General features: G+C 49.0%; 9 protein-coding genes and 1 tRNA gene. 6 read left to right on the top strand and 4 right to left on the bottom strand.

The features are described from left to right. The first annotated feature begins 182 nt into the window (after nucleotides 1–182). The 5 genes from AAC022_RS02670 to AAC022_RS02650 all read left to right on the top strand — a co-directional run bounded on the left by AAC022_RS02670 (nucleotide 183) and on the right by AAC022_RS02650 (nucleotide 8,435). Entirely contained in the window at nucleotides 183–1,622 is a 1,440-nt protein-coding gene (locus AAC022_RS02670; protein WP_339727716.1) for a sulfatase-like hydrolase/transferase, read from the top strand. 356 nt (nucleotides 1,623–1,978) lie between these two features. Further along, the gene (csrA, locus tag AAC022_RS02665) at nucleotides 1,979–2,212 is read left to right on the top strand and encodes a carbon storage regulator CsrA (protein WP_339727715.1); all 234 of its coding nucleotides are present in this window, start codon (nucleotides 1,979–1,981) and stop codon (nucleotides 2,210–2,212) included. A gap of 511 nt (nucleotides 2,213–2,723) precedes the next feature. Continuing rightward, nucleotides 2,724–5,963 (top strand): hypothetical protein, encoded by a 3,240-nt coding sequence (locus tag AAC022_RS02660; RefSeq protein ID WP_339727713.1) that lies wholly within the window; start codon nucleotides 2,724–2,726, stop codon nucleotides 5,961–5,963. 345 nt (nucleotides 5,964–6,308) lie between these two features. Then, nucleotides 6,309–7,709 carry a DUF1501 domain-containing protein gene (locus AAC022_RS02655; protein ID WP_339727712.1) on the top strand — a complete coding sequence of 467 codons (1,401 nt, stop codon included), beginning with the start codon at nucleotides 6,309–6,311 and terminating at the stop codon, nucleotides 7,707–7,709. 108 nt (nucleotides 7,710–7,817) lie between these two features. Next, nucleotides 7,818–8,435, top strand: a complete 618-nt coding sequence (locus AAC022_RS02650; protein WP_339727711.1) for a hypothetical protein — start codon at nucleotides 7,818–7,820, stop codon at nucleotides 8,433–8,435. Between the two features lie 169 nt (nucleotides 8,436–8,604). Here the strand turns inward: AAC022_RS02650 and AAC022_RS02645 are convergent, their stop codons facing one another. The 3 genes from AAC022_RS02645 to AAC022_RS02635 all read right to left on the bottom strand — a co-directional run bounded on the left by AAC022_RS02645 (nucleotide 8,605) and on the right by AAC022_RS02635 (nucleotide 11,201). Beyond that, nucleotides 8,605–9,537 (bottom strand): SMP-30/gluconolactonase/LRE family protein, encoded by a 933-nt coding sequence (locus tag AAC022_RS02645; RefSeq protein ID WP_339727709.1) that lies wholly within the window; start codon nucleotides 9,535–9,537, stop codon nucleotides 8,605–8,607. Between the two features lie 98 nt (nucleotides 9,538–9,635). Beyond that, nucleotides 9,636–10,175: a hypothetical protein gene (locus AAC022_RS02640; protein ID WP_339727707.1), complete on the bottom strand. Its 540-nt coding sequence runs from the start codon at nucleotides 10,173–10,175 to the stop codon at nucleotides 9,636–9,638. A 952-nt stretch (nucleotides 10,176–11,127) separates the two neighbouring features. Next, nucleotides 11,128–11,201, bottom strand: a tRNA-Arg gene (locus AAC022_RS02635). Between the two features lie 299 nt (nucleotides 11,202–11,500). On the opposite strand from AAC022_RS02635, the gene AAC022_RS02630 reads away from it, so the two are divergent. Beyond that, on the top strand, nucleotides 11,501–13,165 hold the full coding sequence (locus tag AAC022_RS02630) for a Na/Pi cotransporter family protein (RefSeq protein ID WP_339727705.1): 1,665 nt from the start codon (nucleotides 11,501–11,503) through the stop codon (nucleotides 13,163–13,165). A gap of 19 nt (nucleotides 13,166–13,184) precedes the next feature. Here the strand turns inward: AAC022_RS02630 and AAC022_RS02625 are convergent, their stop codons facing one another. Beyond that, nucleotides 13,185–14,285 carry an acyl-CoA dehydrogenase family protein gene (locus AAC022_RS02625; RefSeq protein WP_339727704.1) on the bottom strand — a complete coding sequence of 367 codons (1,101 nt, stop codon included), beginning with the start codon at nucleotides 14,283–14,285 and terminating at the stop codon, nucleotides 13,185–13,187. Nucleotides 14,286–14,365: the final 80 nt, after the last annotated feature.

Raw genomic sequence — 14,365 nt, 5'->3', positions numbered from 1 at the left:
AACGAGGAAAGCGCACAAAGTAATCCTCATTGTATTTCCTTCGGCCATAAAATGCAAAAAAGAACCCCCGGATTCATATTCTTCCCCGCAGAAAACGAGAACACTTGACGCCTCTCCCACCACATGACAAGCTGGGGATCAGGAATCTTTCAAATTCTGAAGTACTATCCGAGGCAATCCATATGCGTTCTCTTCTGATCACTTTCGTCTTACTGCAATCACTCTTCTTCCTGGAAACCAATCAGGTCGAAGCGGCTTCTCCGCCGAATATCCTTTTCATTTTCACCGATGATCAGGCCCCCTGGGCATTAGGACAATCGGGCCACCCGCATGCCAAAACGCCAAACATCGACCGAATCTTTCAGCAAGGCGCGTATCTGGTCAATTCTTTCACGACGACGCCTGTCTGTAGTCCCTCTCGTGCCAGTCTGGTCGCCAGCCGATATGGGTCAGAACTGGAAATCACCGACTGGATCCATCCCCGCACGGAACCAAACCATGGCTTAAAACCAGATACCGTCACCTGGATGAAACTGCTCAACGAATCCGGTTATCGCACCGGGTTGATCGGGAAATGGCATCTGGGCCTGCTTGACAAACATCATCCCACACAATTTGGATATGACTATTTCATGGGCTTTCGCAGCGGCGGAAACGTGCCGAAAGACCCCACTCTCGAAGTAAATGGCAAAAACACCAAACTGAAAGGCTTGCTCCCGGATATCCTGGTTGATGATGCAATCCAGTTTATCAACAAAGAGCAGGGGACTCCCTTCATGCTGTCGCTGCACTTCAGAGCCCCGCATACCCGCTGGTTGCCAGTCGCCGAGGAAGACTGGGCACCGTTTAAAGACCTCGATCCACAAATCCCTAACCCGGACTACCCTGATTTGAATGTAAAACGCGTCAAGAAAATGACGCGTGAATACCTCGCCAGCGTTGCCAGCGTGGACCGTAATGTAGGACGTCTGCTGCAATCATTAAAACAAAATCAGCTGGACCAGAACACGATTATCATCTTCTCCAGCGATCACGGCTATAACATGGGACATAACGGAATCTGGCATAAAGGCAACGGGCATTGGGTCCTTAACAAAAATCCCAAACCAACCCCCAACATACCAGCAGGCCAGCGTCCCAATATGTATGACACTTCTCTCAAGATCCCCACCGCCGTCCTCTGGCCGGGTGTGACTCAGCCGAATCAGATGATTAAACAGACTGTTTCGAATCTCGACTGGTTTCCCACGCTCCTCGAAATGGCACAGACTTCGAAACCGGACAATTTAACCATCCGAGGCCGCAGCATTGTCCCCTTATTAAAAAATGAAAAGCAGACTGAATGGGACAATGATTTTTACGCGGAATACAGCACCAAACATCAGTCAAAGACCCACATGCGAATGTACCGCACCCCCGAATGGAAGCTGATTCGCGACTTCTTAAACCCAAGTCGTGATGAACTATATCATCTCACAAAAGATAAGGACGAAACCAATAACCTGATCAACTCCAAAGACCCGCAAGTCATCAAAATTCGCAATCAACTGCATCAAAAAATCCTCTCCCAGATGAAATCGATTGATGACAAAGTCCTGCTGCAGCAGGGGCAGGGGACCTAGCCCCCAAGCTTTTTTGTAAAAAAGTAAAAACTGCTATTGCCAAAAAACAGGGGTCGAGGTAAATTCCCGGTCAGCAATCAACAACTTGTCCGGCAGGAGCCGGCCGCATGCTCACCGCTGGAGGTGTGAGCCCTTGATAATATTGAGAGATGCAACAGCAATATTTTGCTGAATTGAACTGCACAACTAGTTCAATAGTGCTTTTGGTTGCCTTAATCTTTAGACCGTTGCTTTGAGTATTTCGGTTAAAATGTGGAACTCCCTTGCTTACTGAAATGCAATGGTTCCCACCCCACAGGCAATCTTAAAGATTGTTCCAAACACGTACCATCCACATTGCAAGAAGGAGTCTTCAAATGTTGGTCTTATCCCGCAAAGTCAACGAAACCATCCAAATTGGCGACAACGTCCAGATTACCATTCTCGAAACGAGAAAAGGGAACGTCCGCATCGGAATCACGGCACCAAGGGAGATTCAGATTTCCCGCCCCGAGCAGGCAAAACAAACGGTAACCCAGGAACCCGCCACACAAGAAGGATCACGAGAACACACCCAATTCTCCCTCGCCTTCTGTGGCACGATTTCCTGATATCACGACAATTTTCGCTGCACGAAGGAGAGCGCATCGCAGCTCTCCTTCGTTTCTCAATGCTTGCGTTCCCATGGCTTCTCTGCTACCCCGAAGCCCCACAAGTCAGTTTTCTTTAATTCGAAGATCAAATACTGACTTGCAATTCTATGGCTGGGAAACAATCTCCCCAATAATTGCATTGCCTGATTCCCACCTGATTCAATCAGGCTTTTATATCCTGACAGAGCAAATCAACTTTCCGTATTCTTCCTAGCCCCCCTAATCAGATGTGAGTATAGTTCCATACTATCATTACAACATTTATACAGTAAGCATCAGTGGACATTTACAACATTGAAGGTATTCTGCTTCCACAAATGATAAATGCTTTTCCTTACCCTTTCCCAATTAAGTGATCAAAAAGCCAAACAACGCCTCATTTACACGAGGTCTTTTACTCAGTGTCACTTAACAGAATCGCATCTATCACCAAATTCTCATACTAGTATTGATTCATTGGAGGATTACCATGCGAATTACGAATTGGCTGAATGCTTTTACTTCCCGTCTTCATTTTCGTCCACGTTATAACTCCCGCGCGCGGCGCGCCATGCGCAGGCGCATGCATCAAAGGTCATATCTGAATCCTCCGGCTGTCATCGAACTACTCGAAGTCCGGCAGATGCTGACGAGCACCCTGTTCCTGGATTTTGGAGCTGGTTTTACAGGCAGTGAACTGCATACCACAGTTGAAGATTATTTAGAGATTGACGGTACGGGGACAGGAGATGGGACAGGGCCGGATTTAGACGGCTATGGATTTGGGTCCAGCTTTCTTGGATTAACTGATGATTTAGTTTTCAAGTCACTCGATTATGATTTTGACGGAAATGCGACAGTTAACACAGCAGACTTAACGGCATTAGCAAATGCCGTAGTACCTCTGATAGAACGCGCGCTGGAACCGTTTGATATCGATGTCGTAATCGCGTCAGCAAGTGACTTCAGTGATGTCCAGACAACATTGGGACTCAATGATCTCGATGCTTCGGGGGAATTCGATGCCTACGTCTTCGTCACAGAAATCTGGTCCACTGTATTTGGAACTGGGGGCAGTCTTGGCTCAGTAGGCGATACATTGGGCCTTTATGGAATCGCAGCGGCCAGTGATTTATTGACCAATTCGTCTAGTACCTACCATCAAGGCAATCAGTATGATGAAGCCGCTCATACTTTTGTTGATGAGGTCTTTGCTGACACAACTGGTACCTCAGGGACGGCTGCGTTTAATGCCAACCTCTCTCAGCGATTAGCTTATACAGCAACTCACGAAGCCTTCCATACCTTTAGCGCCATCCACACCACTGATGCGTTAGATGCCGGTGACGTGATCGAACTGGGGTCTGCCACAAGAGAAGATCCCTTCATGGTTACGCGATTTGATCTTGATCGACAATACGGGGTTTCTGTTACAACAAAAAATAACTATGATCTACTCGCAACGGATTCCGACATCGGCCTCCGTGATGACGACAGCGATGGCACTCCTAATCTTGCCTACGTCACCGGGACCGGAGGGCACGATCAAATCACCCTTACCGATGCTGGTCTCGGTAATGTCTCGGTAACAATCAATGCTTACAGCGATGCAGCCAGAACCACACTGATTGGCACTGATAGTTATACCATCGATCTGTCATCAGATACCGAAGGTGAAATCTTAATCGACGCGGGCATCGGTGATGACGAAATTATAATTGACGCTTCCATCGAAGCTTCATTCCGCGTGCGGGGGAATATCGGCGATGACACTCTGATCATTGATGTAAGCGATGGTCTAGCTGCCTCACTCGGAGATATCGCCTTTGATGCAGAAGGGGATGGCGGCTCGATTCTGCTGGATCAAGGCACTAATGTCGGAACCTTTACGACTATCGCGCATACACTGAGCAGCAATACCGCCGGCAGTATTTCCGTCGACGGCCAGACGATTACTTACACTAACACAACTTCAATCACCGATGAGTTAGAGACGACCAGTCGTACATTCAGTTATACAGGAGCCTCTGAGACAGTCACACTATCTGATTACGGAGCCAGCGCCGATGGGTTGTCCAGTATTTATTCCACACAGGGGGCTGCAGTCACCTTTGCATCAACTGGCGCAGCGATAACCGTTTCTACGAATTCAGGTAGCGGCGCAGATACAGTCAACATTGAAGGACTGGACAGTCTGGACCTGGGGTCGCTCACAGTCACTGGAGACACCGATGATGAGGTGAGATTCCAAACGAATGATACTGTTCTGGGAACCAGTGATCTGACAGTCACAGCGCAAACCATCACGGTGGTTAGTAACGTTTCTTCTACTTCCGGTGTGATCTCTCTTACCGCCAGTCGGAATATATTTCTTGCAAACAATAGCAGCCTGACCACTGTAGACGGAGGAATCACCCTACTGGCCAATAATGGAGGTGGGACGACTGGTCAATTTGCTGGTGTCAAATCTAATAATACAACAATTGCGACAACAGGATCTGGTGACATTTCGATTACCGGATATGGCGCGAATGGGACGGGTGACAATAATTACGGAATCAATCTGGTTTCCAGTACAATTTCATCCAGCAGCACCAGCGTTGATGCAGGTACAATCACCATCAATGGGACAGGGGGAGTCGGAACCCAGTGGACCAGTGGACTTCGTTTTAATAACAGCACGCTTTCCAGTATCGAAGGTGATGTGACTCTGATCGGAGAAGGGGGTAGCGGATCACAGTCTGAAAGTGATGGCGTGATTTTGGGTAATACGAGTGTCACCATCGTCAATGCCAATCTGGATATCGATGGTCAGGCAGGCGGCACTTCCGGTTCCTCTACAAACTTTGGTTTTACGATGAAGACCGGTTCTCAGATTACATCTACCGGGACGGGAGCCATCACGATTTCAGGAACGGGAGGCAGTGGAACATCAACAAATCGCGGAATCCATATTTATAATTCAGGGATTGAGAGCAGTTCCGGCGATATCGAACTGTCCGGTCAAGGCGGAACTGGCAGTAGCAGCAATAACTTTGGACTGTACCTGCAGGTTGCCACAATTACTTCAACCGGAACTGGAGTTGACGCTGCCAGTATTACTCTGGATGGAACCGGAGGCAGTGGAACTAATTCGACTCGAGGACTCGTGATGAATGAGGGAGTCGTGACCAGTATTGATGGGGATATTTCATTGACTGGTCAGGGAGGTAGTGGAACCACGACTGAAAATCATGGTGTGAATCTACTCAACTCTGAAGTCACTGCAACCGGGACAGCCGCGATCACGATTGACGGAACTGGGGGGAGTTCGGGAACGAGTTCCAATCGTGGAATATTTACTTACCAAACTGATATTACGAGTGTCAGTGGAGATATTTCTCTGGAGGGACATAGGGGAGGGAATAGCAACAGTAATAATAATCAGGCGATTGTACTCCAAGGTTCCAGCATTATAACGACAGCAAGTGGAGCAGGCACAGGGGATATTTATCTGGAGGGAGCAGGAGATATCTTACTGACAGGTTTAAGCTCCTTAGGACATGTCCGTGTTGAGACCACTTCAGGTTCGATTCTTGATAATGGTGATACTGACCTCGACATTGTTGCCGATTCAGGAACCCTGATTGCCACCGGTTCGATCGGTCTTTCCGGCAACCTTTTGGATACCTCGATGGGGTCTTACACCGCGGTATCCGGAATCAGTGACGTGAATATCTATAATATTTAATCAGAGAAAGCGATATTTGATGAGTACCAGAACAGCCCCAGTTATAACAAATATGACACCGCTGGGCTGATGACCATTCTGGCGTCACAAATCAACTCGTGACATGCATCGATCATTCGTATCTTGACACAGGAAGTCAGCCCTCTGGAACATTGGTTCTGGATGGCTTTTTTAGTTGCCTTTCATTCTCTGAAGAAATCAATTCTCTCGTTTTTCCACTTGCGATGAGTTTCGACGTCAGTTACACTAAAATTAACAAAGTTGCGAAATTCAGATTCCCTCCACAGCACTACCCCATAGACCTGATACACTCCGAACGCGTTTCTCTTGTATAGAGGTATCTTCATGAGTCCTGATCAGTCCGTCTTTTGTCCCGGCCCCCTGTCTCGACGCAGCTTTCTGGAAGCGGGTTATCTGGCACTTGGGGGGCTCGGATTATCAGACTTGCTCCGCCGCCGCGCGCTGGCCGATTCCATCCGCAGTGCCACAAACTCAAACGACGATACCGCGGTCATCTTCATCTGGCTACTAGGCGGACCCAGTCATATGGAAACGTATGACATGAAGCCGAACGCTCCCAGTGATTATCGAGGGCAGCTCAACCCCATCGCGACCAATGCGCCGGGTATTGAAATCTGTGAACTGCTGCCGCTGCATGCCAGGGTGGCAGACAAGTTTTCAATCATCCGTTCGATTTCTCATGAAGATTCCCAACACGCGCGTGGCTCGGTCCGCTTCCTGAGTGGTCGAAAAACGCAGAGCGTCAATCCGATTTCCGAATTCCCCACGGTCGGCCCGATTGTTTCCAAGATGCGAGAGCACCGGAATGTCGGGGTGCCCAACTACGTCGCCAGTTCGGCCCGCGCGTATGGCGGGGGCAGTGCCTACCTGGGTGAATCGTCAATGCCATTTGTCGTCGGCGGCAATCCTGGTGCCCCGGGTTATTCGGTTCCGAATTTGTCGTTATCCAATGGATTGAAAAATCGCCTCGATGATCGTGTGGAGCTGTTAAAAGCATTTGACAAAATGCGAAAAGACATCGACTTGAACGGCTCGATGGAGTCCATGGATGACATCAACCAACAGGCGCTCGGTCTGTTAACCAGCGAAAAAGCACGGCTGGCATTTGATCTCACACAAGAAAGTGATGCCACACGCGACCGCTACGGCCGTCACAAATGGGGCCAGCGTGCATTACTCGCCCGACGGCTGGTGGAAGCCGGCAGCAGTTTTGTCACCATGTATATGAATAACCCCGACGTCCCCGGCACACAGAAAAACCGCATCCATTCCAACTGGGACATCCACGCGATTAACGGCGATTTGTATTACGATCTGGGAGTCCGCATGCCGCCGTTCGACCGTGCCGTTTCCGCTTTGATCGAAGACATCTATGCCCGCGGCCTGAATAAGAAAGTTTTGCTCGTCGTCTCGGGTGAGTTCGGCCGCACGCCGCGGATTACCGTTCAACCGGGAACCAAAAGCAAAGTCATGCAACCGGGCCGCGACCACTGGCCGGGCGCGATGTCGGTGCTCGTCTCAGGAGGCGGCGCCCCGATGGGCCAGGTCATCGGCTCGACCACCGCCAAGGGAGAATACGCCAAAGACAATAAGCTCGATCCCAACGATCTCCTGGCAACCGTTTACCGCTTTATGGGAATCGACCAGAACCATGAATTCCTCGACCGCAGCGGCCGCCCCATGCCCATCCTGCCGCACGGCGCCCCGATTAGAGAGTTGATCTGAGGCAGGGGAGCATAACAGCAGGAAATCTGATTCCTGGATCCGTTTTCTCGCTAGACAAATTCAAATTCACTCTATCAATATTTATGAGGCAAGACTAAGCTTAGTTTCATGGCTGATCTGCTAAATAACCTGGATTCAGAGTTATGGAATTGCGAACATGCGTTTTCCAATCTCTGTCCCAAACGGTGGGCGGAACTGACTCCCACCGATACGCCCCGCGTTCGTTTCTGTGATGTCTGCTCCGAAAACGTGACTTACTGCACCACGCCTGAGGAATTCGTGCAACTGGGAAATGCCGGCCAATGTGTCGCTGTCCCCGACGGCTACAATTTCAGCTCACTGCGCCGCATGTTACTCGGAAAGCCTTCGGTCAAAGCGATACAGTCCATCCGCGACCGCCAGGAGAGGACCGCAAACTGGTGGCACACTGTGATCCAATCGGCCCCGGAGTTTGGCAAAGCAGCCCTTGAGGAAATTGCACAACTGACAAAGCGGCATCGTTTGGGGGCTCAGGGGCTTTCAGACGAGCAGCGCGAATATCTGGTACAACTGAAACAGGCGATTTCGGCAGGCCCCGAAGCACTCTATCGGCACCTGCGCATCAAACCAAACGGACAACGAGACAATCAACAAAACCTCTTTCGCGTACTACGCTACCACTTCAAACTAACCTATCGCGAATGCAAAGAACTGGCAAAGCGGGTTGAATCTACCGAAACCGAGTAGCAGTCTCTGGATGATTGTTTTTCATTACCTGAAACCTGTGTCCTGTTTATTTCGTTCGTGAAGAGCTTTAAGGGGTCAGGTCCAGATAAACCGAGACCAGACCCTTTAATTCTGCCCCTACCACGATTCTCTAAACCTCAACAGGACGATCCGTTGCTTTAATTTGTGATCACTTGATTCTTCCTAGATAGAGCTTCCCTTCACCTTTCTTATAACTTGTCACGACGAAACTTTCTTGATCCAGGAAGCACAAATTGGATGGTTTCAAATCCGTATCTTTCGGATCCGGACAAAAACAATCACGGCGATTTCCATTTGGATCTATCACGTAAATATAGTTTCCCGAGGTAACATAGAGATCTCCATTCGGATGAATCGCCATGCCATCTACAGGACGTTCCGGAAATTCCACAAAGATCGCTCCCTCTTCCAGCTGGCCGGGGCCAGTGATCAGAAAACGCCAGACCAGTTTTTTAAACGAGTCTGCCACATAGAGATATTTGCTATTCCCGTTTGAATCCTTTTGTAATTCAATTCCGTTGGGAAGTGCGAACTCGATCCTGGTTTTTTCCAGACAGGGAACAGGGTCAGCAACACCATCCCGATGGAAATAGACTCGTTCTTTTTTTTGAGGCTTTTTTGCAGGGAAAAATGGAATCTTAGGATCTGTAAAATAGACTCCATGATGTTGCTCATCTATCACGATATCATTCGGACAATTGAATTCTTTGTTTTCGAATTGGGTCACACGCTTCGTCAAGTTCCCGGTAATCAAATCCACTTCAACGATACGTGAAGGACTCGACATCTGGCATGCCCAGAGACGTTTCTGAGAATCAAACTTCAGGCCATTGCAAACTTCGCCCTGATAAAGAACAGGAGGTGGCGAACTCAATGGTCCCTGTTTCAACATTGCTGAGTCTATTTTATAAATGGTACCTTTCCTTAGTTCAAATTCGGTAAAACAGAACTGCGTGCCATCCGGAGAGAGTGCTGGTCCCTCAAAGTAAAAGAAATTCTTAGTACTTGTATTGGACCATAGAAACTCCATTTTTATTTTATTTGAAGGAGTTGAACATTTCTTAATCATGGGATGGGGCATGCGAGTTTCCTTCATTTCAGAGGGGGCAAACAAACAGGGCCGTTTTTCTATAATAAAATATAGAGTCCTGGCCCTCTGAATTAATTCTCAATGTTCTCTTAACTGCTGATCAACTTGATGATGACGAAACCGCCAACGATGAACCACAGGAACAGAAATGCCTGTTGTAGAATCAGGCTTCTCAGGAACGCTTGATTTCGATAGATGTGGGGTAACAAACACATTCTTTTACCCAATACCGGTAGCCACGAAACGGCCTCGCAATCTTCACGTGACTTTCGATACGTTGTCGAGAAGTACCGAAAGCTCTCTGGGAGTGATTCTTCCAGTTCCCGAAGACGATTTAATCTTCCTTTTGACATGTAAAATTCACGCTGCTGCCGCGATGCCCAGGCGACGGTCAGGAAAATCCCAAAACCCGTGGCGATAGCGATCATCAAGAGAGATAAGAGTGAATTGGTGCTTCCCCCGGAAAGCGAAGAAGCGACGAGTCCAAGTACAACGACTTCAATCGTCAGGAAAAGCCGGGCATCGCGCTGATATGTATCATAGGTCCATTTCTGAAACTCCAAAAGCATCTTATATGCCTCAATCACTTCGTCGAAAGACTTCTGAACGCTCTCTTGGCTATTCTCCATTTACTTGTCCCTTACCAGGTAAAGAAGATATGCAAAATAAAGTGACACGAGCATCGCCCCACATACAGTGCACAAAACTGTACAGTGTTAAAGTGGCATGTCAACCGGGTCTGTTCTTTTATCCACATAGAGACAATCATTTGGACTTCGCGCCGAGCCTCAACAAATTGACTGCTTTACTTCTGAGCCTGTCCCAATACTGCGGAATGTTCATCTGAGTTGGTGCTGATGATATCTGGTAGGATTCCTCCTGCGGTTGGTTTGGATTGCTGTTTGACATTTAAACGGCGGCTGGTGCCGGGGTGTTTATGTTTTGTGTGGGCGGCGTGGTCTTGTGAAGCTGATATCTGGTTCCGCTCTTACAGTGATTTGGGATCGAACGTCGCCAGGCGGGCGGACACATGGGTCTCGCCCCTACTTTTTTGAGGATGGATTTGTGATTTTTTGTTGTATGTCGATCAGTCTATTTCCTGCTCGCTGCGCTCGGACCGAATTTACATTCGGGCCTCCCCATGGTTGGAATGAAAATACAATATTTGTGATGCAGACCATCTTCAAGGGCGTGGAAAAGTCAATGGGGAATGACAAATATTGCTTTCGAACGACCTGTGATAGCCTGGGAAGTCTTTACGAAGCTACGGGAAGGTGGTGCGAAGCGTTGCGATGTCGTTTGATAAGTGAGGTGCGAGTGAGCAGGGGTTTGGAAAATCGGGCTGAAACGAGTGGGTTTCATAGTGCTGATTTTCTCAGCGGTTCAGGAACGTCAGCTGAACCAGTAGTGCTCTCTCACGTGCGCGACGTGATCTCCGCATGATCATCCCGCTGAGCACGTTGCCGTCAAGTCGGATTTTTTCAGCAGGCGGTGCTGGATATTCAGGAGTGAACATCGAACTGGGAACACGCGTTCTGACTGCAGAAATGGAACTGGACCGGGAAGTGGTACTCGTGAAAATACCCCCGGCTGGGCTCGAACCAGCAACCTCTGGCTTCGGAAGCCAGCACTCTATCCAATTGAGCTACGGGGGCAAATTTTGGGATCAGATCACTTGAACAGGTTCGTTTTTAAGCCAGTTATTGGCTCTGACTTAGATTCCCAAGTATGTCTATGAACTGATTTACCGTCAACCACGTGATCTCACAAGGACCAGCAGCATAATTTTAGTGCTGAGTTGAAAGACAGTCCGGCTACAGGCTTGTATTATTAACAGATCTTCATAATAAATAGGCAAAATCTTAACATGCTTCAAAACAAATGAACACCATTCCATTCGGCCCTGTTTCCACAATCTGGGCCGAGAAAAAAACAACAGGGTCCAAAAAATACCATGTTTGAAATGACGACCACCCTCATTGGAGGTTTGGGGATCTTCCTCCTGGGAATGAAATACATGTCCCAGGGGCTGCAATCGATTGCGGGTGCCAGCCTGAGGCGCTTGATCGGGGCAGTCACCAATAATCGTGTCCTGGCGATCATCGTTGGCTTTCTGGTGACCGTGCTGGTGCAGTCCAGTTCTGTGACAACGGTGATGACCGTGGGGTTCGTGAATGGCGGGCTGATGTCGCTGACACAGGCCATCGGTGTGATCATGGGCGCCAATGTTGGCACGACAGTGACCGGCTGGATTCTGGTTTTGAAAATTGGCAAATACGGGCTGCCGATTCTGGGTGTCTCTGCCTTCGTCTACCTATTTTCCAAACGTGAAAAGTTGCGTTATACGGCTCTGGCGATCATGGGCGTCGGCATGGTCTTCTTTGGTTTACAGCTCATGAAAGAGGCCTGTAAATTCCTGAAAGATCTGCCTGAGTTCCAGGAATGGTTTCTTCACTTTACGGCAAACAGCTATCTCGGCTTGTATCAGTGTATGCTCGTGGGGTGTATTTTAACGGTACTCGTTCAATCTTCCTCAGCGACATTGGGGATTACGATTTCGCTGGCGGTCACCGGGCTGATTCCCTTCGAAACCGCAGCGGCACTGGTACTGGGAGAAAATATCGGGACCACCGTTACCGCGTTGCTTGCCTCGCTGGGCGCGACCACCAACGCCCGCCGCGCAGCTTATTTCCACGTACTCTTTAACATTACCGGGGTCATCTGGATCTCGACGATCTTTTTCTGGTATGTCGAATTTATACCGTGGCTGATCGATGTGGATGTGACCAAAGTAGTCATGGTCAACGGGGAGGCCACTTATCCCAGTTGTGTATTCGCGATTGCAGCGACACACTCCGTGTTTAATATTGTCAACACCATCGTCTTCCTTCCCTTTGCCGGGAAGATCGCAACTTTGCTGACCCGGATCGTCAAAGATCAACCCCAGGAAGTCGCTCACCTGAGAAGCCTGGATATCCGCATCCTGGAAACACCAGTCCTCGCCATTGATCAATCGCGCGGAGAAGTGATCAAAATGGGAGTCCGGTGTGATGAAATGATTCAGATTCTGTATCGGATTCTCTCTCAGGAAACACCAGATCCCCAAGATGTCGATAAACTCTTTGAACATGAAGAAGAGCTGGATCGGATGCAGGATGAGATCACCACATATATCACTCATTTGCTGGCTATGGACCTGCCTCAGGAAGTGATTTCCAAAGGACGCTGCCAGTTGAGAATGGCAGATGAGTATGAATCCGTCAGCGATTACCTGGAGCGAATCGCTAAATTCAGACTGAAGTTGAACAAGCAGGGTAGAGCCTTTGATGAAACCCACAACAACTCTTTACTGGATCTGCTCAGCATGGTGGAACAACAGTTAAACCATGTGACCAATGCCTACAAACAGGAAAATACAGACATTGTCTCTGCGACTGTCCGTTCCGGAAATGAGATCAAGCACAAAGTAAAAACGTTACAGCGCGAGCATCTGGATTATCTGTCGGCAGAGAAGGTCGACCCGTATATCAATGTCTCATATACGGCGACGTTGAACGCACTGCGCCGTGTCAGGGATCATGTCATCAATCTGGCAGAAGCACTGGCTGGCGAGAAATAGCTGGTAAAGAACAAACGGATCAATCGAGCACGCAAGCAAATTCTCGCATGTTGGCTTGCACTACAGGCTGCGGACAGGACCAGACGAGAAAGAACATTGCCTCGCGAATCGCCCGTTCTGCGGGGTGACCTTTGACAAACCCGGCGCCTTTGACAGCCGCCAGCAAGGCTTGCGAAGCGCGGAGTACCAGCGAGTTGGAGCGTTCGCGAATCTTCTCGGAAATCGAACCATTCAGGGTTCCCGCTGCGAGTGTATCAAACATCTCATCAAAGATGCCTTGATACTCTGCCTGGAGCGGGTTAAATATCTCAAGCAGATCCGGCCGTTTTTCGGCTTCTTCTTTCAGTTTTGAAATCGCTCGACGGGCGACGCCTAGTGCTAACGCAGATGTCGTTAACGAACCAGCGCCTCCCTGACCATCAGGACGTTTCATCACTTTTTCCACGGGACCGGCGATCAAATTCTCATCGGGAATCGTCACCTGATTGAGTTTAACGGCGCCTGTTTGCGATCCTGTCATTGCTAACATATCAATCGGCGGTTGCGGTTCGACACCCTGAAAATCGGTGCTCACCAGTCCGAGAATTTGCGTTCCATCTTCACAAACGCCTCCCGTCACAATGTAATCGGCATGCACGGCTCCGGTCACCCAGGGAACAAATCCGTCGAGTAACCAGCCTGCTGAGGTTTTGGTTGCTGTCACTGTTGGTTTACTGATGTGCTGTCGTGATGTGGTGAGATGTGAAATTCCCACCGTGGCGAATTTGCCCCCCGAGACCAACTCATTAAACACATTCGTTTTCAGATTCCGGTCTTCCGACCAGTTAATCCTCTGACAGGCCGCGTTGAACTGAGTCAGTACAAACGTCGTAGTCAAACAGGCTTCGGCCAGTCTGATGTAGCCGTAGGTCATCTCGACTGAATTCAAATCGGTTCCGCCAAATTCCAGCGGCACATTCCAGCCCAGGACTCCCGCCTGCTTCAGCGACTCCCATGCTTCAGCAGGCCAGAGATGCTCTGATTCGCTGCCTTGCGCTAACTCGGAAATGGTCGTGATTAAACGTTCAAACTCGTCTGTGAATCGTGCCGGCTTAGTGAACTGCGAAGAAGATTCGGGCATCAGGTTTCTCATTGATAAAGCGAAAAGTGGTCAACTCTGATAGTCAGTCTATAAAAAAAGCCTCATACCCGAAAGTATGA

The organism is uncultured Gimesia sp., from assembly GCF_963976445.1.
Lineage (GTDB): Bacteria > Planctomycetota > Planctomycetia > Planctomycetales > Planctomycetaceae > Gimesia.
Note: the sequence above shows the minus strand (reverse complement) of the source record. Positions and strands in the feature narration are given on the sequence as shown.

Coding starts and splice junctions, on each gene's coding strand:
- AAC022_RS02670 (WP_339727716.1), top strand. CDS start 183: ATGCGTTCTCTTCTGATCACTTTCGTCTTACTGCAATCACTCTTCTTC.
- csrA (WP_339727715.1), top strand. CDS start 1,979: ATGTTGGTCTTATCCCGCAAAGTCAACGAAACCATCCAAATTGGCGAC.
- AAC022_RS02660 (WP_339727713.1), top strand. CDS start 2,724: ATGCGAATTACGAATTGGCTGAATGCTTTTACTTCCCGTCTTCATTTT.
- AAC022_RS02655 (WP_339727712.1), top strand. CDS start 6,309: ATGAGTCCTGATCAGTCCGTCTTTTGTCCCGGCCCCCTGTCTCGACGC.
- AAC022_RS02650 (WP_339727711.1), top strand. CDS start 7,818: ATGGCTGATCTGCTAAATAACCTGGATTCAGAGTTATGGAATTGCGAA.
- AAC022_RS02645 (WP_339727709.1), bottom strand. CDS start 9,537: ATGCCCCATCCCATGATTAAGAAATGTTCAACTCCTTCAAATAAAATA.
- AAC022_RS02640 (WP_339727707.1), bottom strand. CDS start 10,175: ATGGAGAATAGCCAAGAGAGCGTTCAGAAGTCTTTCGACGAAGTGATT.
- AAC022_RS02630 (WP_339727705.1), top strand. CDS start 11,501: ATGTTTGAAATGACGACCACCCTCATTGGAGGTTTGGGGATCTTCCTC.
- AAC022_RS02625 (WP_339727704.1), bottom strand. CDS start 14,285: ATGCCCGAATCTTCTTCGCAGTTCACTAAGCCGGCACGATTCACAGAC.